We start from the raw sequence: 22,402 nt of genomic DNA on the forward strand, positions 1-22,402 counted from the left end.
CCACAATGGAACGATTGTGCTCGACTCATTTCAAATTGCATTATTTATTATAATTCCGCGTTACTATCGGCATTTTTACAAATCCAAGAGAGGAACGGTAGGCAAGATGTGGTTGATGTTATTTCTCGGCTTTCACCTGTTGCTTGGCAACACATTAATCTAAATGGGGAATATGCCTTTAATAAAGACCGCAAAGAAATCGACTTAGCTGGTTTACTTAGTGATGTAGAATCAATAAGTTAAAGAATGCCATCTGTTTGTATTTCTAATTCAAAAGGTACTGCGCATCAAAGTGCCATTAAAAATTGGAGGTGTTGATATTCTATATGCTTGATATATACAAGCTAACATTGATAGAAAACAGATAAGCTAACAAGTTTTTAGTCGAGCCATGAACTGTTCTATAATTGTTCTAATTGCAAAACTCTTCAATTTGGTTTGTTACTAGATTTAAAAATACTTTTCTATGCTCGATTTTAGTAAGTAGCAGCTTTTGGATGTCTTCAGGAACTTTTCTTTCTCCTGCATCTATTGCCATTAGTAATGGCTTGATATCAACTACAAGAAGACCTGCCGCCCTTGCTGCTCGAATGAACTTTAATCTCTTTAATGCACATAAGCCGTAAAGTGAATGGCCTGACTTAGTTTTTTCTTCGCAGTGTACTAAGTTCTCAAGAACATAATTTCTTACCGTATGGACAGATGTTTGTGCAGCTAGTGCCAGTTGAGAAATACTCAAAGGAAAATCCAACGCATCATCATCACTACTAATGAACTTATTGATGTCAGGTATCTCTGTCAAAAAACTGACTTCACCAACAGGAATGTTTTCAACCTTAGATTTAATCATGATTTAGCATGCTTCCAATTTGTGTTGTTAATGGAATGCCTTAAGATATCTTGATTACATTCAATCAATTGGCACTCCATTAACATTTCTGTAAGTACATTACCGTTAAATGATTACCCTGCGCAGCAAGATAGCTCTTTAACGTCTTTGCTAAAGGTTTGAGCGCATAACTTCAATCCTTCAACCATCGTCAAATACGGAAATAGTTGACCTGCCAATTCTTCGACTGTCATTTTATTATGAATAGCAAGAGCCGCACTTTGAATCAGTTCTCCGCCTTCATGGGCTAAAATTTGTGCGCCTATCAGTTTTCCCGTGGATTCTTCAGCTACCAACTTGATAAAACCATCCGTTTCAAAATTTGCTAAAGCTCTTGGTACGTTTTCCATATCAAGTACACGACTTATCGTATTTATTCCTACCGCTGAAGCTTGTACTTCGGTTAGACCTACCGTAGCAACTTGTGGGTCGGTGAATATAACAGCAGGCATGGTAGATAAGTCGAGTTGCGCATTTCCACCTGTCATATTAATTCCAGCCCTACTTCCGGCAGCAGCAGCAACATAAACAAATTGTGGCATATTGGAGCAATCTCCAGCGGCATAAATGTTAGCTGTTGATGTTTCCATCATACTATTAACAACAATGGCACCACTTTTATCTGTTTCAACACCAACATTTTCTAAACCAAGCTTTCCAGTATTTGCATGGCGACCCGTAGAGATAAGCAATTTTTCAGCGATTAATGTTCCTTCGTTAGTTTCCAATGAAAAACCATTGCTATCATAAGAAACATGACTTGCTTGCGTATTATTAAGTACCCTAATACCTTCTTTTTCAAAGCACTCTGCCAGTTTTTCACCTAATAACGGATCTTCAGCATATAAAAGGGTATGTCTGGCTAGAATTGTCACACGGCTACCTAAACGGGCATAAGCTTGCGCAATTTCCAGAGCAACAACGGAGGAGCCGATGACAACTAGACTACTCGGTAACTCTTCTGCAAATAAGGCTTCTGTTGATGTCCAATAAGGTGTATCAACTAAACCCTTAATTGGCGGAATGCTTGGTGTAGAGCCTGTTGCAATTAAAATGCGATCTGCAACCAGCTCTTCTTCACTACCATCAGACTTGTGAACTAGCAAGGTATTTTGATTTTTAAAACGTGCATAACCTTTAAGTAAAGATAGCGCGGGATTACTCTCTAAAATACGTTGATATTTAGCATCGCGTAGTTCTTCGACGCGAGCGTTTTGCTGATGTGCTAATAAGGAGCGGCTAAGTTGTGGCTGAATATTTTCTAAACCATCAAACGGGTTAGTACGTTGCTGATGCGCTAATTGCGCAGCACGGATCAATATTTTTGAAGGAACACAGCCGACATTTACACAGCAACCTCCGATTACATCGGCTCCTTCAATGATAGTAACTCTTGCTCCGCCTTCTGCTGCTTTAATCGCACTGGCAAAGGCCCCTGAACCACTACCAATAATGGCTACATGTAATTGTTCTGGCTGGATGTCATTTGACGAGCAACAACTATTCGTTGACATATTTTATTCCTCTAAAAAAGTTAAGCGGTACAAGTTTCATCATCACAGCGTTTATTCGCAGGAGAAACCATGCCCCAAATTGATACAGCAACCATTAGTCCTAGCCCCGTATAAGTAACGTATGAACTCCACCCGTACTGGAACCAAGGGTATAAAGAGAGTAAAACCAAAATGGGGCCAATTGAACCGATAAAACTACGGTACCATTGACGATGGCTAAACCAGCCTAAGATATTCATTGCCAGCGCTAATACTGCAAACAGTGGTAACAACGTATTGATAAATACCCCTTCCCACTGACTAAGAAATCCCATCCCAATTGCCGCACCAAGACTAGCTATCGCGGGAAAACACATGGCGCATCCCATTGCCGAAACAAGTGCACCTATAGAGCCTGCTTTATCTCCGATACGCGTAACTAGTTCTAAGGGGCTAAACATTACTTATTTTCACTTTTTAAATTTGAAGGGTAGCCAGCGTTGGTAGTCGCTGCAATTAATGCATTGATGTTGGTTTTAGTGTCATCAAAAGAAACAACAGCTAGCTTAGGCTTGTAGGTAACTTTCGCATTTTCAACGCCATCAACATTTTCTAATGACTTTTTAACTGTGATTGGACATGTCGCACAGTTCATCGTTGGCACTTCCAGTGTAACTGTTTTTACTTCAGCAAAAGCACCAAAACTAGAAAGTGAAAGCAGTGCGGTTAATAATAATTTTTTCATAATTAGCTCCAAATTTTAAAATGTTATAAATTTCTTGATCTGTATATTAAGCAAACAAAAGTATCCAATAATTACTGGTCACTAAAATTGTCGCAACTATAGCGCTCAGCCAGAAAATGACTTTTCGTTGTTGCTGTTTCTTAGGAATTGCACAGGCCGTTCCCGGCTCACACTCTTCTACAGGACGGTAAATTTTCCAACCTGAGTAGCCAAACAACAACACTACAAATGCGATAAATAATGGCCTATAGGGTTCAAATGCAGTTAAATTACCAATCCATGAGCCACTTACCCCAAGTAATAACAGGAGCAAAGGACCTACACAGCATACGCCTGCGCCTAATGCTGCTATGATGCCTCCTATCATTGGAAGGTTTGATTTTTTTTGATTCATATAGATACCTCATTAAGTGATAATGCAAGTGTATTGCATGTACCTAAGTACGGAGTCAAGGGTGATTTATAAAAAATTTATCTTTGATAATCTGCTACGACAGATACGGGGAATAAGCTAACTTGAATTAAGGCGCAGAAGTAAAATTGGATATGCTGTTTTAGTGGGAAATGGTAGTTAAGTGAATCATTTACTTCGGTTGCAACGAATCAATTATTGGGCAGTGGCTATCGTCATCATTATTTTGGCATTGTCCTAAATGTTCTTCCAAAGCGTGTTCTAACAACAACAAGTCAGCCATCTTTTTTTGTACTGCGATCAGTTTTTTATTAGCTAATTCTTGTACTTTACTACATGGACTATCGTTTAACGCAAGTAACCCTTCAATCTCATTTAGCGTAAAACCTAATTCTTGAGAACGCTTGATAAAATGTATTCTATTTACCGTTTCTTTCGGGTAATGTCTATAGCCCTGCATAGGCTTTGGTGGTTGTTTAATTAAGCCTTTGCGTTCATAAAAGCGAATTGTTTCGACATTTACACTCAGTTCTTTAGCCAACATACTTATGGTTCGTTTAGACACGTTATCAATTACCTTACTGACTTTTTGTTTACTTACTTTATATCTAATTAAAGTGACCATCAATGAATACCAGTTTAAACATCGCTAATTGATTTTGTTTTTTCTTCTATTAAATAAGTAAAGTTACCGTTGTTACAACAATATTAAACCACAACAATGTATGGTTTATCCTTTTTCATTATCAAAGTCCAAATTAGTGTTATTACATGCAGTTCTACATGAGTACACCCTAAAGATACTGTTAATATATCACAGGCAATTACGTAATGACACCACTTAAATAAACCTATATGATATGACACCATCTAAATAGACCTAATTAGGCAAAAATGTTCATAAGAGCATATTTACGAGCATCAACTTCTGAGCAAGATGCAAATAGAGCAAAAAGCTCATTAAAAAAATTCGTTTCTGGCTTCAGCAAACGAATTGCTTCTTTTTATATAGAAAATAAATCTGGTAATTCTTTAGATAGACCAGAGCTAATTCGTTTATTGGATGAATCAGAGTCCGGTGATGTTTTGTTAGTTGAATCAATCGATCGTTTAACAAGGCTAAGCCCTGATGATTGGAAAACTCTTGTAGCCTCAATAAATGAAAAAGGAATTAGTGTTGTTAGTTTAGATCTACCAACCAGTCATTTAACATTTGGCAGTTTTCCAAGTGATGATTTTATGAGATCAATACTTAGTGCTATTAATAATATGCTGTTAGAAATATTAGCGGCCAGTGCATATAAAGAATATCGAGAACGTGAACGTAAGCAAAAAGAAGGTATTGTAAAAGCACAGCAAAAGGGACTTTATCACGGTCGTCAGCCTGATTTAGAGGCTCATGATAGGATTGCCTCGTTTACTGAAGCTGGATTTAGTATTAATAAAACGGCTGAAGCAGTTGGAGTTAGTCGAAGTACGGTAATTAGAGTTAGAAAAAAGCTTAAAAACTTAGACTAAGGTTAATTTCGAGGGGATGGGCGCAAAACCCCTTAGAGCAACCTGTCGGACCTAATTGCATCGTGATTTGAATTTGACAGGTTGAGTCCAGACTAATCCAGCTAAGAACATAAGTCTCGGAGCTAATCTAGCTTCTCTCGCTTTTTGAATTCTAGAACGTTGCCTGTTGCCCCCGTTGTTTCCACATCGATCATTAACTCAATATGCTTGCATTCTTCAGGCATATGTTCCCACATAGCAACGGTCATTTGGTGCATTCTCACGGCTTGAGACTTTAAGCGTTTTTTATAATCTCCAAGCTTTTCTTCTTTCTTCTCAATTTCTCTCTTAAGCTTTTTGATTTCTTTTTTAGCTTTGTCTAAGTCTTCCTTAGCCTTTATGTGGAGAGGGTGGCCGCGAACCACAGTATCGGACACATTGCTTACTCCATGAACACGATTTGCTTCAGCGCTTTCGATCAGCGCTTTTGTTTCTGGATAGCGCCTGGCCGATCCATTCGATAACCCCGCTTCTTTCTCAACATTAGAAACAACAATTTTAAGCTTGTTGGCTTTAAGCTTTTGTTTCAACTCTCTGTTAATCGGCTTTTGATGAACAAGCCGCGCCAATGCGTCTCTTAGCTGTCTTTCTGTTGAGCTTAACTCCGCCTTGTCTGTCATGCCTTACGCCTTCCTTGTCGTTTCGATAACCAAATTCAGCACATCTTCTGCAAATTCATACTTTTCATATTTAAATCCTAGATCATCCATGATCGCTTCCGCAGCTTTTACCTGCATAAAGTATTTGGTTGCAGAACTGGAGTTTAATTCATTGTTTTCTTTTAAAAACTCAACGTTTCTCATTGCGTCCATACGGGAGGATTCGGCATAAACAGCATTTTCAATAAAATCATATTCGCAGTCTACACATTCACTTAAATCAATATTGATACGCATTGAACATTGAGTATTAGTGCAATACATCCCAGGAGCAATAGCATGTAAATGTTCTTTACCGTTGGTCAACCGATCTATCCAGTAGTCAACCGATAGCTTGCGTTTGCTTACTCCATCTTCAAAATAACTTTCACCTTCGCGACTAATCTCAGCCGCTGCTGCTTGACCTTTACCTCCTGCGATACGCTTACCATTCGCCATTTTTTGATATATGCGAGCAAATATCTCAGCCTGTTGTGTGACTCGTTCTTTTTGTATTTCGCTGTAAAGTTTTTCAAATGAATAGGCATTTCGGGCATACCATCGCGTCATTGCCATCGACAAATGCGAAAATTGCTGCTTCAAGGCGGGGAAAGAACACAGCTCATAACCAATTAGGTAGTACGCGAGGGAGCGCCGTGTCTGGTGTGGCGAAAAGTGAAATTTATCACCCTGATTAAAAGATGTTTGGGTTGGGTCGGAGGTCTGTAAATGCCCCATATCTTCTGCTGTAAGTGTAAAATCAAATTTATCGCTGTTAAACCCCGTATTAATTTTAGTGTGTAATGCGCTCTTCCCTATAGGTTGGGGAAAAGCGATGTCCTTCAAGTTTGCAAACATTCGATGATTATTTTTCTTTGCAAATCTGTCGCGATAAGGCGTATTAATAGCATTTAATATATGGAAGGCTTTCCAACCCGTTTCCGTGGTTACAAACGTGTCATTTTTGGTTTGACTACTGATCGTAATTTTTGATTGGCGTGTAGTTAGAAAGTAAATGGTTTCCTTGCCAGTTTCGGACTCACATCCATTTTTATCGAAAGTCGTTCTTTGCGCACCGTAAACAGGACTCATTTTGTACAACTCGTCTACGCGCATTCCTGACAATGCCAAGCAAAGCCATGAGGCTTTTGTGTTCAAGCTTCTCAAATACTGTCTAAAACCAGCCCAGCCATAATAAGTGTTGCCAATGCGTGCTCTGAAGATACTAAGACATTCTCGTCGTATTTGAATGCGGGGTTGAATAGATGTGAATATTTGCATCCACCGTGGATCTTCACCTTTATCCGCTAAGGTTATTCCATTGTTGTCGAGCGCCTGGGTAAATCGTTCCCATGATTCTGCATAACCGCCATGAGGTTTATGGCTATAGCCGCTTCTAACCCTCAGAATTTTTCTTTTTACTTCATCGGAATAAAAGGAAATCATCTGCTCAACTGCTTGTTCGATTTCATCTCTTAATCCGTAGGCTTTTACGATATCTTCACTGTACCCTTTTAATGCCGCAAAATAGATTCGGGGGGGAATCACCACTTTTCCGTTTTGCGCATCAGAACTCATGTTGTACATCTTATGGGATTGATGTGAAAAATTGACCTTGAAAGGTAGCAGCCCTTTCAAGTGGACAAGACTATTCAACCCTATAAAACAATAGCTCCTAGAAATATCATACCATCCCTCAGTAACCAAAATTTCTAGATGCTCTTGATTCAATTCCTCAAATGAATTGATGCCACGTTTGATTAGTTGGGCAATATCCTTTCGAAGAGAGTTTTTTTTATTATTTATTGAAGCCAGTTCTATATGTTTAACAGAAAACCACATATCCGCTAATGCTACGCACTTCATTTGATTAAGCATGTGACGCTCTTTTTGATGAAGTACAATGACATTTTCTTCTTGCTCTGGCTCAATGTTAAAAATCAAGTTCGTGACCCCACTCCCTTTGTAGTCAGAATTTCTAAACGCCCATATATCCTCGCCAAACAAGATGGTCTTTTTTTGATCTTGATAGACCACCATTTTGTCTAACTCTTCCCAATCGCCTCGCAGTAGCGCAGGGAGAAGTTCCTGTTGCAAATAGTCGCCTCTATCACCAATTAAACGCATGGTATCTAAGGTTGAATCCATATCTTGTGAGTTTTCAAAAGACAGCATAGATATAGCCCTTATAAAAATTGGGTAATGGAAGATAACGAGTCGAAAAGTGGATAACGCCCTTTTTCTTCAAGCAAATCCTCAGCTTGTTCAACGGTCTCTAATGGGAGGCCGTCAAGGTTAGCTTGAAAGCGATTTATCTTTAATTGAATTACCGAAGCGCGTTCTGGGTATTGGTCAATGGCTTCACTTAACGCATCGAGAAAGCTCAATAGTTTATAAATAGCGTAGGGGTCATCAACGAGTTTGGCGCTTTTGCAAAAGACGCAAAGATCGTATTGATAGCAGGTAATATCTTGACCCTCTTCAATAATCCCTTTTTTTTCTGCGAACTTGCGTGCTGCATAATGCCAATCTTTCTCTGACAGCAAATCAATTTCCCCGCCGCAGCTAATGCCATTGGGGTTTGTAGGAGCATTACGTTGTTTCCAAACATCGTATTCTAAGACGGGAATTTCCAATTCTTTCTTAACCGATTCTATAGCTTCACTGCGGCTCTTGCCCTGGGCTATGTAGACTAACCCCATCATCCCTTGTGACATTTGCTTGTTGTTTGAGACAGGGTGGCCGTTGGGGTAATGTCTTTCAGTTGTTTCAATATTGTGCTGCAAAATTTTTCGGGCTGTCCACCCTTTTTCTTCAGCTTTATACTCTAAGTTAGAATGAGTAGTGCGAATCCTACTGGCGGTAATATTTATAAAGTAATCACCGCGACCAATGCCACACAATTTTAACAGAACTTCGCGAATCGGAACCTCACCTTCTGACCACTGATAAGTAACATATTTACCACCCAGCGGTAGTAAGAATGGATGCTTGGTTGTTGAACTCCCCCCACCAAAACCATAATTTTTTCTGGGTAAAGGGTTTCTGCTCGCAGCATAACGCTCAACCAATTGAAGAAAAGGTTTGTATTTAGCTGCAACAATAAACTCACCTTTAGAGCCATCAGCATATTTGAAAGAAACTGTCATCGCTCCATCGGAATCTTTCTCTGAATAATTAAGCGGTATAAGCGCGTTCCGCAATGAAACATCAGTCATACATGAAAGAGCAGCGTAAGCAATAGGCATTGCTCTTATTGTTACAACTTGCTTTTTAAGAACGGTGACTTTTGCTTCCATCGTGTATACACCATCATCTCGTTTAATCTTGTTAAACGTGGTCATCTTTTGATCTTTAACAATGTCGGCGTAGGTTTTTACTAGATGGTCGGTCAACTCAGCTCTGCTATCAGAAAGCAAATTTAGGTTCTTTGATAATTGGAATGAAGCTCCAGACACATCAACCTTGCCTTTATCACCTTCGCTATTGAGGAAATATATCAGAGTGTCATAAGGGTCTTCGCTGTAGGTTTTCGAGAGGAGTTCGAGTGCTCGAAGAAAGGTAATTCCGTCAGTTTCTCCAACAGTGTCGCGCTTATTGATGTCAGCGACAATAAACCCAGCTTCCTCATCTTTGGCTTCGGGGTGGGAGCTTTCTTCTAAGCCTGAAAATAACGCTTTTACGTCCTTTGATGCACGACCTTTGTAAGCGCGAACTTGAGCAACTTTTGATGTCCGACCATCTTTATTTGACGTAACCATTTTAATGGGGTGGCGAACCTGTCTAATCACTGTGTCGTTAAATGCAGTGTAATAGGCAAACAAAGTGTAAGCTGCCGACATGCATTGATTAAAAGGACTCGCTAAGCCTTCTGAAGCTGAACCATTTTTTCTCCCAAGTGTAATCGTGATGTCACGATTATCTATTCTTTCAACCACAATGTTTTCTAGGTATTGAGGTGGGGGCGATTCGGGGTTTTCTTCTTTAAACGCAATAAGTTGAGTTACCAAAGAGAAAAAGAGAAGCTGAGTGCGTCTAACTAGTGCATACCATTCGCTTGATGTATAAGGTAGTGTAGCAAAATCTGTTATCTCACCAGTAAAGCTCTTAAGCGTGGCTTGCATGTCTGACACATCAAAATCAAGCACTGGAAGCATCGAGTCGAGATTCATCTTTTTTTGAAGAGCTGAGGATTCCAACAAACCAAACTCTTCACCATTATGATACTGAAATTGGTATTTTTTAGGCTCACTAGCAATGTCAACTAAGCGCCGTAACTCACCTGAGTTACCAGCGTAATAAAGATATCCAGCCTGACTAAAAGGGTCGAACTTCTTAATGTCGCAAAATGCAATGTAAGTCTTTAAGGCGCTTAATTTAACTACTAGAGACCATGCATTGGTTTCATTTTTCTTCTCTTGATCAACCCATCTTTTTAGCTTTTGCATTCTTTCCAGTCGAGAGGGTTTAGCTAATGGTTTTTTGGGATCACACTGTTCATGACACCAATAAATAAAATTGTGTCTTGTGCTGTTTAGCACCCCTTCTGGCCGTATATCAACGATCAAATCTAATGAAGTAACATTTTTCTTAGTAATCGGCGGAGCGGGTGATTTATTTTGATTTCTCGATGCTGCTAATCGACTTTTTGCCATATCATCACCTCAGCGATTGTTGTGCGAATTGATTTTTACGCTGAGCGAATTCCAACCATGTTTTATTGTCATTCATGTAGTTAACGTATTTTTGAGTGGTAGAGGTGCTTTCATGCCCCATCAAATCAGCCAGCTCCTGTAACAAAGCCTCGAAGGGCTTACCTGTTTCCATATGTTTGCTGTACAGCCAGTCGGTTGCGAAAGTGGCTCGTAAGTCATGAGGGGCAAAATAAATATCAAGCCCACAGTGTGTCAAATCATTGCGGATAGTTTCCACATACTTTTGAATGGTGTTTGGAGCGTAGATATTGCCATTCGATTTAACGAATAAGTGGTTATGGCGAAGTAATCCTTTTTCAATAGCCTTCTTCCTCGCCTTACTTAACTTGTACTCGTACAACAGATCCATGACACTGGCTGGGATTTCAATTGTTCTGTTTTTTTTGAACTTGGTTAAGCAACCGTTAATATTCTCACCAATTTGCACCTTAACTACTTTAGCTTTTGGCTTGTCCACGACAGAGGCAGGAAATGTTATTAATTCCTCCAATCTCAATCCCGTTTCAGTTTTTAAGTACACCATTAGGGCTTTAGTGTCAGATGAATTTTCAATATCAAGGTGTTTATAAAGCTCTTGTTTTTCATCTTCACGAAGTGGGTTAAGCTCTCGAATATCAGCATCTTGAGGTTTTTTTATGTTCTTAAATGGTCTAGTGAGACCTGTGGTGTATACAATAATTTCCTTACTGTGACTGCGATTGAGATGTGAGAGCATTTCATGTTGTGCTCTGTTTCCTTTGTTGCTTATGCGAACAGTCTTTGCCTTAAACTCAAATGGTCGAAAGGTTTTGCTGATTGAAATGATCCGCTGGCGATGAAGGAAGATGAAGTAATTGACAACTTTCAAAACATAGTTAGAGGCTGTACTTGGAGAACCACCGACTTTTCCAGTTTCATCCTTGGTATAAAGGTTTTCCAATAAATAGTCTCGATATCTCACGATTGGACTTTCCTCTACCTTCTCGGTGCAGTCATATATTGTTAACGGAGGTTTTTCATCAACCAGAAGGCCAGTCCTTGGGTGTGTATGTTCGGGGATTTCCGTGCTCAACCACCGATAGAAGCTCAATAACGCAACTGCATGGGATTGAATCGTCTTATCGGAGGATATATCTGGATCTGCCAACAAAGAGTGAAGATATAGATTCACTGGCACCACATTGATACCATCGGGGTCTATTAAAATTGGAAGTTTATGAGCAAATGGTTTTGAGTTGTCCCTAACGTCATGGATGATCTCGCCACTGTCAGGGTGTGGCCTACTTATAAATGAGGGATATTTCTCCGTACTAATCCACATAAGACAATAGTCAAAGCCGAAGTCATCTGGAAACGACCTATTTTGTTCAATCACATTAACACCTAAATCATCCGTTATTCACACTGCTAAGCCTTCCCCCAGGGGGTTACGCGTTCATACATCTACTTTTTCAAGATATTTCTTAACCAATAGTAAAAATTGTAACCACCCCTCATCTCGACGTCTAATTTATACAACCTGAAACATTACAACATGTGATGTCTAAAGTATTTCCCAACTGTAAGCTAGAATTTGCCAATGAACAATGTCGTGACGAAGTGAAATAGACTTGGTAGACTCACGCTTATGAAAAATTTAAAACGAATAAGTTACATCATGATCTCGCTGATACTCTTTCAGTCGTTTTCTGCTGTGGCCAATTCATTAGATTTTCATGCAATAGATACTCAACATTTGCAACATGAACACAATCATGCTGAGCATGATAAGAGTTTGTCATCAACAAGTATTCAAGATGCAAGTACCGACCAAGTAAAGGGGCAGCATAACCCAGCCGACTGTCATCACTGTGGTCATTGCCATGGTACACATGTTCAGTGGGTCGGTCATGACAGTATCAGTAAACACCATCACGTGGTGTCCAACCACAACTTTAACTATCTAGATGCTCTTATAGACGCACCTATCAACCGCCTACTGCGCCCACCTAAGCAAAAATCCTAAATTCTGTTTAAAGCTCGTCGCGATAACCTTAAACGCGACGTCCGTTATTATTTAATTTTAGGATTATTATGAATCTCACTCATTTTATTGGGCGTGACCTGCATGTCAGGCCGCCACTGCTATCTGCGTCTTTTAAGCGTATTCAAACAACAAAAGCCACATCATTGAGACGGCTTAGCTTACTTACATTTAATGGCACCAAACTGCTGTGCACTTGCTTATTGTTTGTACCGATTTTTGCTCATGCGCAAAATCAGAACTGGGAAAGTTGGTTCTCTTCACAGATAAACAAACATCCCGATATTGTCGCGGCCAAAGAACAATTGTTAAGCACAGGTGCGCTCGCTGATGCTTCTGAACGAGCCCTTTATAACCCTGAATTGTCAACTGACTATACGCGTAATGGCGATAACAATGACTACAGCGTGGGTGTTGAACAGACAATCGACCTTTGGGACAGGCAAGGCGCAAGGCGACAAAAAGCGGGTTTTATGCGCACTGCTGCACAAGCTCAATACCAAGAAGTCGTTTTAAACAAATCAGCTGATGCTATTGATGCATTAATCAATTGGCGTGCAGCAAGAAGTGCCGCTGTAATTGCAAAATCACAACAACAGCAACTTAATTCGTTACTTGAATTGGTCGAAATACGTCAAGCGGCTGGTGATCTAGGGAGTATCGATGCAGAGCTTACCTTTTTGTCGTTATCGAAACAATTTGCTCAAGTGGCGGGAGCAGAGGCTCAACTTCAAATGGCCGAAGCAATGGTGCGGGAGTTACTTCCTGATTGGGAGCCAGAGCGAGGGATTATACCCGACGACTTTTGGCCTTCTAATGCTACATATCCGTCTGATGAAGAATTACTAAAACACCCAAAAGTAGCAAGCGCTTATGCGCAATGGCTCACGCAAAAAGAAGAAGCAGAAGTCACTAGACGTAGTGCAAAAGCAAATCCTACTTTTGGTATTAATGCAGGGCAGGAAGCGCGAGAAAACACCGTTGGGCTGACCTTTTCCATACCGTTAAACATTCGCAACGATTACAGTGCAGAAACTCGCGCCGCAGAACGCATGGCGTTAGAAACTGAAGCACGTTTTAGAGCGCAGTATCGGAAACTTCGTTTCGATTTAAAAGGAGCGTTTGGCGCGTGGCAAAGCTACAACCTACAGTTTACGCAATGGCAATCATTGGTAAAGGGTCGCATCGAGAGTAGTGGTGATTTGTTAGAGAAGCAGTGGCGCAGTGGCGATTTATCAACGACTAACTACCTTATTGCACTGAATCAACGCGCAGAAAGTTTACTGTCTGGCATAGAGCTCGAAAAGCAAACGCGCATAGCATTAAAAAATCTCATGCTGCAATCAGGTCGTCTTATCGACTTGCCCCCAGTTCAACACGATTTCTCAATTGAGTAACAGGATTAACAAAATGAATAAAACAGTATTAGCAGTTTTCATCGCCACATTTGTCGGCGCTGCACCAAGTTTCGCACAAAAGTCTGATCAACAGCATGCTCACAATGAAACGGTAACAAGCATCGATAAAAGCATAAAAGATAAACATGACGAACATACTGATGATGGTCATGAAGAACATGAACTACAAGATGGTCAAAAGCTTGATGAGCATGGAGGCGAGGGTGCCGATGAACATGATGATCACGAAAGCGAACATGCTCATGATAAAGGTGAAAACGAGGATAAAGATGATGAAGAGCATGATGAAACTGCTTCTGCATCGTTAGACTCCAATCAAATGGCATTAGCCAACATTAAAGTAAGCACACTAAGCCCCAAAATTGTCAATTATACTTTGTATGCACCGGGTGAAATATTTTCAAACGGCTATAGCAGCTATAGAGTATCACCCAGAGTGGCATCCGTTGTCACGCGTCGTCATGTGGCATTGGGAGACAGGGTAAATAAAGGCCAAGTGCTTGTCACGCTTTTTAGCGAAACCGTTGCGCAAGCACAAGCCAATTACCGAACAACATATCCAGAATGGGAAAGAGTAAAAGGACTTGGTCGAAAAACTGTTGGAGAGCAGCGCTACATTGATGCAAAAGCTAATTTTGAAGCGGCTAGTGCAGTATTAATCTCATATGGTTTATCCGATGCAGATTTGAAAACGCTCACCTCACAGCAATCAATAACATTAGGAGAATATCGCTTACGTGCTGAAATTGATGGCGCGGTACTCAGTGACTCGTTTGAACAAGGTCAGCGTATTGATGCGGGAGAGCCGTTGATCTCGTTGGCAGATGAAAGTGAACTTTGGGTAGAAGCGCATCTACCATCGAATATTAACCTGCGGTTAGGTGCAGGTTCTCCGGCACAAATCAAAGTGGGAGACTTCACAGTTGATGCAACGGTTACACAAGAGGCACATACCATTGACCCAATTACTCGAACGAGAACGGTTCGGCTATTAGTGAGCAACCCTGAACATCGTTTGCATCCTGGTCAATTTGCCGAGGTGTATTTCCGTTTTCTGACAAAAATGCCGGTAATGGCTGTTTCAGAAAGTGCGCTAATGCGAGGGCCCGATGGAGACTGGATGGTATTTGTAGAAGATCATCCCGGCGAGTTTTTACCCGTCGAAGTTGAACTTGGAAGAGCGCTTGGTGGCTTGCGGGAAATAACCGGTGTAGAGCCGGGTTCTCGCGTAGTAAGCGAAGGTGCTTTTTTTGTCGCTTCACAAATCGCTAAAGGCGGTTTTGACCCACACAACCACTAATTAGGAGGAGTCTTTATGTTTAATAAATTAATTGATTGGGCTGTTACTAATCGTTTGTTAGTGGTGATTGCTCTGACAACGTTAATAGTCAGCGCGGTTTTTGTTATTCCAAAACTGAATTTGGATGCATTTCCAGATGTCACCAACGTGCAAGTATCTGTCAATACAGAAGCACCGGGGTTAGCTGCCGAAGAAGTAGAGCAGTTAATTACTTATCCAATAGAAGCGGTGATGTATGCCTTACCGGATGTGATGGAAGTGCGCTCTATTTCCAAAACAGGTCTTTCAGGTGTGACCGTTGTGTTTAGCGAGGACACAGATATCTATTTTGCACGTCAATTGGTATTCGAGCGTCTGCAAGCGGCTAAAGAGTTAATTCCCGAGGGCGTCGGTACGCCAGAAATGGGACCCAACACATCAGGATTGGGGCAAGTGTATCAGTATCTATTGTTGGCTGAGCCCGATTCAGGCCTAGACGCTATGGCGTTGCGTAGTTTAAATGATTGGGTGGTGAAATTGCTGCTGCTTCCTGCCGATGGCGTAACGGATGTGCTCTCTTTTGGTGGGGAAGTACGCCAATACCAAGTTAACCTCAATCCATCTCAATTACTTGGATATGGCTTGACTCAAGATATAGTGATGGAAGCACTTGAGCGGAATAATACCAATGTGGGGGGGTGGTATATGAACCGAGGGCAGGAGCAACTTGTGATAAGAGGCACTGGCTGGTTAGATCATGGCGAGGAAGGGTTAGAGCAATTACGTCAGGTACCTTTAAAAACCGTAGACGGAACAACGATTACTGTATCCGATGTGGCGAACGTTGAGTTAGGTAGCGAAATTCGTCAGGGTGCTGCCACCATGACCAGAAAAGACGCCGACGGTAACATTCAAAACTTAGGTGAAGTCGTCTCAGGCATTGTACTTAAGCGCATGGGAGCTAACACGAAAGCCACAATTGATGGCGTCAATGCTCGTATTCAGCGAATTAACCAAGCATTGCCTGATGGCGTGAGTTTTGAAGTATTCTACGATCAAGCTGACTTAATTACTCAAGCCGTGGATACGGTTGTAAATGCGCTAATGTTAGCGTTCGTATTTATTATTGTTATTCTAGCTTTATTTTTGATGAATCTACGAGCCACGTTTTTAGTCCTGATTTCGATCCCTATTTCTATTGGTATTGCCTTAATGGTCATGTCGTGGTTTGGACTTTCTGCCAACCTTATGTCGCTTGGGGGCATTGCAGTGGCAATCGGCATGCTAGTAGATGGCTCAGTGGTAATGGTTGAAAACATGTTTAAACACTTGACTCACACTGATGCTGAGCATGATCACAAGAGACAATTGGGTGAACATGTTGAAGATGATGATCCATTAGACTCGTCCCATGATACGCACGGTATCGCTTTGCGATTACAAGAAGCGGGCAAGGAGGTAGCCCGGCCTATCTTCTTCGCAACAGCCATAATCCTTGTGGTATTCATGCCTTTGTTTAGCTTTGAAGGCGTTGAAGCAAAATTATTTCAACCAATGGCTATTAGTATTATGTTGGCCATGCTTTCGGCGGTATTAGTTGCACTGATTATTGTACCGGCATTGGCGACGTATCTATTTAAAAAAGGCGTGAAACCACGAGAAAGCGTTGTGTTGAAACCTTTAGACGCGGGGTATCGCAAAGGGCTATCGTGGGCAATTTTGCATAAAAAAGTAGTGATTGGAATTGCTGCAATTATGGTAGTCGCTGCTGGTGTAGTGCTTCCTCGGCTTGGCACAGAGTTTGTACCAGAACTGGAAGAGGGCACCATTAACTTGCGTGTTACTTTAGCGCCTTCATCTAGTTTAGATACTGCCCTAGAGGTCTCCCCTAAGCTTGAGAATATATTAATGGGGTTTCCAGAAGTCACCTATACATTGTCGCGTATCGGTCGCGCCGAAATAGGAGGCGATCCTGAGCCTGTAAACAATATCGAAATTTATATCGGGTTAAAGCCAGTGCCTGAATGGACAAGTGCAAGTAACCGCTATGAACTGCAAGCGTTAATGGAAGAAAAAATGGAGCAACATCCGGGTTTGCTCTTCAATTTTTCTCAACCTATCGCGACAAGAGTGGACGAGTTGTTATCGGGTGTAAGAGCTCAACTTGCCATTAAATTATTTGGACCTGATCTTGACATCTTGGCTGAAAAAGGCCAAGCCATTGAAGCTTTAGTAAAAGAAGTTGAAGGTGCAAGAGATGTTGCTATGGAGCAAATTGCCGGTGAATCTCAACTGATTGTGACACCGAATCGCCGCGCTCTGTCGCGCTATGGGTTGGCCGTGGGTGATGTAATGGAGCTCGTAAGCGAAGGTTTAGGTGGAGCCAGCGCTGGCCAAATCATCAATGGTAATGAGCGCTATGATATTTATGTCAGGCTTGCTGAACAATTTCGAAATAACAGTCAAACGATAGCCGACTTGCGCTTACAAACTCCGTCAGGTGCATGGGTTCGTTTAGGAGATGTTGCAGAAGTGACGATTGCTTCTGGTCCACCGCAAGTCAGACGTGATGACGTACAGAGGCGAGTTGTTATCCAGGCAAATGTTCAAGGTCGAGACATGGGTAGCGTGGTGGCAGATATTCGTCAATCTATTGATGAGCAGCTAGCACTGCCTACTGGCTATTCAGTGGATATTGGCGGGCAATTTGAGAATCAACAACGGGCGCAGAAACGATTATCACTAGTTGTGCCGCTTTCGTTGGGCTTAATTGCATTACTACTGTACTTTGCTTTTGCTTCGTTTGGTCAGGCAATGCTGATCCTCGTGAATGTGCCTCTAGCTGTGATAGGCGGAGTATTTTCACTTTGGTTATCAGGGCAATATCTTTCTGTACCGAGCTCCGTAGGTTTTATTACCTTATTTGGAGTGGCGGTCCTAAATGGGGTGGTGATGGTAGAAAGCATCAATCAGCGCATTGCAGACGGATTATCAGTATCTGACGCTGTATTCGATGGTGCTACATCAAGACTTCGGCCAGTGTTGATGACGGCGATTACATCTGCGCTAGGGCTAATTCCAATGTTAATGTCTAACGGCGTGGGTGCTGAAATCCAAAAACCGTTAGCAAGTGTTATTGTAGGCGGCTTAGTAACCGCGACATTTTTGACGCTCTTTGTACTGCCTGTGCTTTTTGCCTGGTTTTCAAAAGGGAAGTTAAAAGATATGACAAGAGCATAATCTTAATTTGAGCTGGCCTGTTGCATGCGATAAGCATCGATAGGCTAGCATCAAACCTTATAGGAGTAGATATGAAAAACTATCAAAGGCTACCAAAAAATATTACATCTCTTTTTTACATTGTCTATATCCGCTGGAGTAGGTTTCACAGCGCTATCTGCTATTGCGGCGTTATACGGGCTGGTGATGATTTCGTTTATTAAACAGCAGTTGGAGGAAACAGATGATTTGATCGAATCGATTGTAGAAGGTGCAATCACTAGATTTCGCCCTGTGTTGATGACAGCGCTCGTTGCGAACTTGGGTTTTATTCACATGGAGTTAAATGTGGGTACGGGTACTGAAGTTCAAACGCCTCTGGCGACAGTGGCCATCGGTAGATCAACCTTACTAACCCCTTTTGTGATGCCAGTGCTGTATCGAATGAATGGCTCATGCTAAAAAAATGAAATAGTCAGGAAACCTCGGGGCGTCAAGACGCGAGGCTCTTTTGCAATCAATGACTTAATCTCTTCAAAGGACAGTAAATTATGAAAAAATCATATACATTGAAAAGATGGGCACTCCTAATAGTCCTGACGATGTCTGTCGTGGCTTGCAGCAGCTCACTTAGAGAAACAGAAATAGTAAACTTACCTAATGACCCAGTTACTATTCTTAGTGTGAATGTTAACCAAAGTGGAGATAGCTGGAACGTATGGGGTGAGCTACAGTCAATCACCCACAGTACAATGCGAAATGTTCGCATACGGATATCAGTCATTTCAGATGATGGAAAGGTAATTCAGCAAAAGTATGCAGAATACAGAAGGAGAATAAGCACCGATAGACATCGTAGAATAAGACCAACGAACAAAGCTATTTTCAACGTTACATTTGAATCAATACCCGAAAATGCGAGGGTGATTGCTGAACATGTGACCAGCCAATAATAGTTACAGTACTAATCTGTCTGAGCAGTTACAAGCAGTGTAGTACATTCGCTGCAATAACATTGATAGGTTTATGTATTTTTACTGTTTGTATTGTTTCTAAACAAAAAGGTAAATTAAGCTTGATTTATACAAACAAGCGCCAATGTATACTGTATATAAAATCAGGCTTATATCAAGGATCAACATGGATGCATTAACTGTCGAAAACGAATTACGCGAAGCCGTATCAAGAATAGTTAGTCAGGTTGAGCTCGCAAGTAAGCAGGGTAGGCTTGATATTAACTTAGCGATGGAAGATGCATTTATACCCATTCTCAAAGAGTTGTTTCACTTGCAAAAGTTACACAATCTAAATGCGAAGCAGAAAAATTACCCTGGTATAGATCTAGGGGATGAGTATGATCGAGTAGCATTTCAGGTAACCGCAACTACAGATCTCGAAAAAGTTAAAAAAACGCTATCCATTTTCGTTGATAAAAACTATCAATCCAACTTTGATGAGCTCTTTATTCTGATGCTTGTGGGCAAACAGAAAAGCTACTCACAACAGGCTATTGATAAAATAACGGGAGAGAAATTTAATTTCATTGCAAAAACACATATTATTGATTGCGGCGACATTTTATCAAAAGTAACAGAATTAAGAGTTACTGCCCAACGTCGGATCCTGCACGAATTCAAACTTATTCTTGGAGAAATTGATGTTTATTTAGCGCTTCGCGAACCAAAAACCGATGTTCCAGTCGTGTTCACGTCAAATATTGCGCCAATTACTTTCCCATCTAAGGTTTTTATTGCTGAAACTACAATAGTCAAAAAGGATGTGCTTTCGCGAGCAAAAAGTGAACTTGAATATAAGGGCAGGAAGTCAGATATGCACATGTGCATTCGTCTTGCTTTAGAACTTGAAGGCTCTAAGTTTACGGGGTGGGCTTTTCATGATGGTAAGATATTCACGTTCGAAGATTTCGAAGTCCAATCCGCGCTGAAGTCTCTAATTGATGTTGGAACTATCGAAGAAGTCGATAGCGATGAGCTATATAACTCAGAATATGTAGAATATGAAAATGTCTTTAAGTCGCTTCTTCAAGGGCAAATACGGGAGCAGCTCATACACCATAATGTCAACTTTGATATGTATGAAAAGCAATTCTATTTTAATAAAGAGGACGAAAAGCAAACACACAGGAAAGAAACATGGAAAGGTATGAAAACAGCTCATAGAACAGTTTTTGAACGTGTAGATAGTAAGAAAGAACCCGGTAGTCTTGCACACTATAAACACCTAAGCTTCCAATTAAGGTTTATTCATACGATGGGTCAGTACCATACCCTGATCGTACCGAGTTGGCTTTATACCTATAACTCTTATCGTCGCATCCGTTTTCACGACAAGTTGGTAACGAAGCAAAAAAGGCTTGAAAACAATCAAGCAGTGAGAAATCTGACCCGGTTTATTGCTTTTTTTCTCTCTCAAATGACACATCAGGAAATTAAGTTCGGTTCGCTTATTCAGCTTGTCCCAGAAAACATCACCGAAGAATTGATTGATATCGATGAGGAGGAATAAACAGTGAAGGTTACCGTAATTGAAGAGCCGCTTTTAGAGTTCGGTAAAGGAACACATATTTGTCCACGTAATGGAATCGAACGAATGGGTGTTTATGATACTAAAGATGAACTTAGACGCTCAGAGCTAAGACTCGGAATAGTAGGAAGGGGGGAGGGCGTAGATAAACTCGACGTTTGGTTGGACTTATGTCGCAGCGGTATTGTCGGCAAGGAAAGTGAGCTATCAAACCTGTTTAAAGGTTTTGGTGGTGTTTCGGCTGACTATGGTTTTTTCACGCGACTATTATCTTCACCAGGATTCACGCGCGCGCTTCAAAAATCTTCAATTGTTAAAGTTAGTCGTATTAAAACTAGAGAAGAAAGAGTCGTGGCAGCAGTAAACTTGTACTACGAACAAGTCCAGTTTCTTGCAGAGAATAGAGCAATTGACGTCATTATTTGCGTTATACCAGAAGAACTATTCCTATCATTAACGCAAAAAGATGCTGGTTCGAAAAAAGACACCGGATCAGTCGAACAGTATATGGAACATGACTTTAGACGTTTACTAAAGGCGAAATGCATGCACCTTGGCATACCTTTGCAACTTGTGCTCGAAAGTACGCTATTGACAGGGAAAGCGAATAGAGGGAATCAGGACGATGCGACTCGCGCGTGGAATTTTGCAACGGCTTTGTACTATAAAGGTAATAAAACAGTTCCATGGAGGCTAAAAGAAGAGCGCTTTAAACCGAAGAGTTGTTATGTTGGAATTGGATTTTATAAGAGTAGAGATGGTGAAACTATATCAACAAGTTTAGCTCAAGTATTTGATGAGTTTGGTCACGGGGTAATCTTACGCGGGACACCTGTTGTCATCGATAAAAATGATAAGCGTCCGTTTATGTCAGAAGAACAAGCTTATGATTTATTAAGCTCAGCGTTATCTGAATACGATAAAGCCCTTATGCAAATGCCTGCCAGAATTGTTATTCATAAAACGTCAAAATTTCGAGAAACTGAAATCAGGGGGTTTTGTCGTGTTTTAGAAGAGAAAGGCGTTCGTTCTAAGGACTTTGTTTCTATCACTAATACGGATATTAGATTGTTTAGTCAGACTAGTTATCCACCCAAGAGAGGCACATTGCTCTCAATAAATGAAAGTGAAGGCGTTTTGTATACACGCGGCACAATCGATTTTTATCAAACTTATCCTGGAGCTTACGTACCAAATCCGCTAAAAATAGATGTTTATGAAAACGATTCGTCTTTAGAGGAGTTGTCTGAGGAAGTATTGGGTTTAACTAAGATGAATTGGAATAACACACAACTAGATGGCAGATTGCCTATTACTCTTGAGTGTGCAAAAAAGGTTGGGGATATAATGAAATACGTGGATTTAGGTGAAAAGCCTCAAGTCAGTTACAGTTTTTATATGTAGATTTGTTGCATTACCACCATTATGTCTAATACTGTTCAGTATTAGACATAGGGTGCAGGATTAAGTTATAATGTTTGCATCTTAACT

The 22,402-nt window shown here is 40.9% G+C and carries 18 protein-coding genes and 1 pseudogene; 9 read left to right on the top strand and 10 right to left on the bottom strand.

Translation table 11 applies throughout. From position 1 onward, the window contains the following. On the top strand, positions 1–243 hold a 243-nt coding region (locus tag ACFI6J_RS19475), incomplete at its 5' end, for a Tn3 family transposase (RefSeq protein ID WP_462586336.1). A 169-nt stretch (positions 244–412) separates the two neighbouring features. Here ACFI6J_RS19475 and ACFI6J_RS19480 read toward each other — a convergent pair. From ACFI6J_RS19480 to merR, 6 genes are all read right to left on the bottom strand, one after another. Further along, positions 413–850, bottom strand: coding sequence for a MerR family transcriptional regulator (locus ACFI6J_RS19480; protein WP_008110853.1), 438 nt, complete (start codon positions 848–850; stop codon positions 413–415). A 113-nt stretch (positions 851–963) separates the two neighbouring features. After that, entirely contained in the window at positions 964–2,403 is a 1,440-nt protein-coding gene (gene merA, locus ACFI6J_RS19485) for a mercury(II) reductase (RefSeq protein WP_008467329.1), read from the bottom strand. Positions 2,404–2,423: 20 nt separating this feature from the next. Then, positions 2,424–2,843, bottom strand: a complete 420-nt coding sequence (merC, locus tag ACFI6J_RS19490; protein WP_462586337.1) for an organomercurial transporter MerC — start codon at positions 2,841–2,843, stop codon at positions 2,424–2,426. Then, positions 2,843–3,127 (bottom strand): mercury resistance system periplasmic binding protein MerP, encoded by a 285-nt coding sequence (merP, locus tag ACFI6J_RS19495; protein ID WP_008110847.1) that lies wholly within the window; start codon positions 3,125–3,127, stop codon positions 2,843–2,845. The genes merC and merP overlap by 1 nt, the downstream gene beginning before the upstream one ends. A 46-nt stretch (positions 3,128–3,173) precedes the next feature. Continuing rightward, positions 3,174–3,521, bottom strand: coding sequence for a mercuric transporter MerT family protein (locus ACFI6J_RS19500; RefSeq protein WP_012517597.1), 348 nt, complete (start codon positions 3,519–3,521; stop codon positions 3,174–3,176). 190 nt (positions 3,522–3,711) lie between these two features. After that, entirely contained in the window at positions 3,712–4,083 is a 372-nt protein-coding gene (merR, locus tag ACFI6J_RS19505; RefSeq protein WP_033011277.1) for an Hg(II)-responsive transcriptional regulator, read from the bottom strand. Positions 4,084–4,433: 350 nt separating this feature from the next. Here merR and ACFI6J_RS19510 point away from each other — a divergent pair, with 350 nt between their 5' ends. Beyond that, positions 4,434–5,057 carry a recombinase family protein gene (locus ACFI6J_RS19510; RefSeq protein ID WP_008467336.1) on the top strand — a complete coding sequence of 208 codons (624 nt, stop codon included), beginning with the start codon at positions 4,434–4,436 and terminating at the stop codon, positions 5,055–5,057. Positions 5,058–5,179: 122 nt separating this feature from the next. Here the strand turns inward: ACFI6J_RS19510 and ACFI6J_RS19515 are convergent, their stop codons facing one another. From ACFI6J_RS19515 to ACFI6J_RS19530, 4 genes are read right to left on the bottom strand one after another with little or no spacing between them, the layout of a single operon-like run. Continuing rightward, positions 5,180–5,716, bottom strand: coding sequence for a hypothetical protein (locus ACFI6J_RS19515; RefSeq protein WP_061094524.1), 537 nt, complete (start codon positions 5,714–5,716; stop codon positions 5,180–5,182). A 3-nt stretch (positions 5,717–5,719) separates the two neighbouring features. Continuing rightward, on the bottom strand, positions 5,720–7,909 hold the full coding sequence (locus ACFI6J_RS19520) for a hypothetical protein (RefSeq protein WP_061094525.1): 2,190 nt from the start codon (positions 7,907–7,909) through the stop codon (positions 5,720–5,722). 11 nt (positions 7,910–7,920) lie between these two features. After that, on the bottom strand, positions 7,921–10,389 hold the full coding sequence (locus ACFI6J_RS19525) for a hypothetical protein (RefSeq protein ID WP_150140950.1): 2,469 nt from the start codon (positions 10,387–10,389) through the stop codon (positions 7,921–7,923). A 4-nt stretch (positions 10,390–10,393) separates the two neighbouring features. After that, positions 10,394–11,803: a tyrosine-type recombinase/integrase gene (locus ACFI6J_RS19530; RefSeq protein ID WP_061094527.1), complete on the bottom strand. Its 1,410-nt coding sequence runs from the start codon at positions 11,801–11,803 to the stop codon at positions 10,394–10,396. A gap of 252 nt (positions 11,804–12,055) precedes the next feature. On the opposite strand from ACFI6J_RS19530, the gene ACFI6J_RS19535 reads away from it, so the two are divergent. The 7 genes and pseudogenes from ACFI6J_RS19535 (at position 12,056) to ACFI6J_RS19565 (ending at position 22,315) form a co-directional block, all read left to right on the top strand. Further along, complete coding sequence (locus ACFI6J_RS19535; RefSeq protein ID WP_156077905.1) at positions 12,056–12,433, top strand: hypothetical protein; 378 nt, start codon at positions 12,056–12,058, stop codon at positions 12,431–12,433. Between the two features lie 68 nt (positions 12,434–12,501). Next, positions 12,502–13,848, top strand: a complete 1,347-nt coding sequence (locus ACFI6J_RS19540; RefSeq protein WP_168477367.1) for a TolC family protein — start codon at positions 12,502–12,504, stop codon at positions 13,846–13,848. Positions 13,849–13,861: 13 nt separating this feature from the next. Beyond that, a complete protein-coding gene (locus tag ACFI6J_RS19545; protein WP_168477369.1) occupies positions 13,862–15,169 on the top strand; it encodes an efflux RND transporter periplasmic adaptor subunit in 1,308 nt (435 codons plus the stop codon). 15 nt (positions 15,170–15,184) lie between these two features. Beyond that, entirely contained in the window at positions 15,185–18,388 is a 3,204-nt protein-coding gene (locus ACFI6J_RS19550) for an efflux RND transporter permease subunit (protein WP_071980020.1), read from the top strand. Between the two features lie 120 nt (positions 18,389–18,508). Further along, positions 18,509–18,829, top strand: a pseudogene (locus ACFI6J_RS19555) (efflux RND transporter permease subunit); the annotation flags it as partial. 678 nt (positions 18,830–19,507) lie between these two features. Next, positions 19,508–20,893 (top strand): SMEK domain-containing protein, encoded by a 1,386-nt coding sequence (locus tag ACFI6J_RS19560; protein ID WP_071980017.1) that lies wholly within the window; start codon positions 19,508–19,510, stop codon positions 20,891–20,893. Between the two features lie 3 nt (positions 20,894–20,896). Continuing rightward, positions 20,897–22,315 (top strand): argonaute/piwi family protein, encoded by a 1,419-nt coding sequence (locus ACFI6J_RS19565; RefSeq protein ID WP_289622245.1) that lies wholly within the window; start codon positions 20,897–20,899, stop codon positions 22,313–22,315. The last annotated feature ends 87 nt before the right edge of the window (positions 22,316–22,402 follow it).

It is taken from the genome of Alteromonas sp. G4i13, assembly GCF_054960505.1.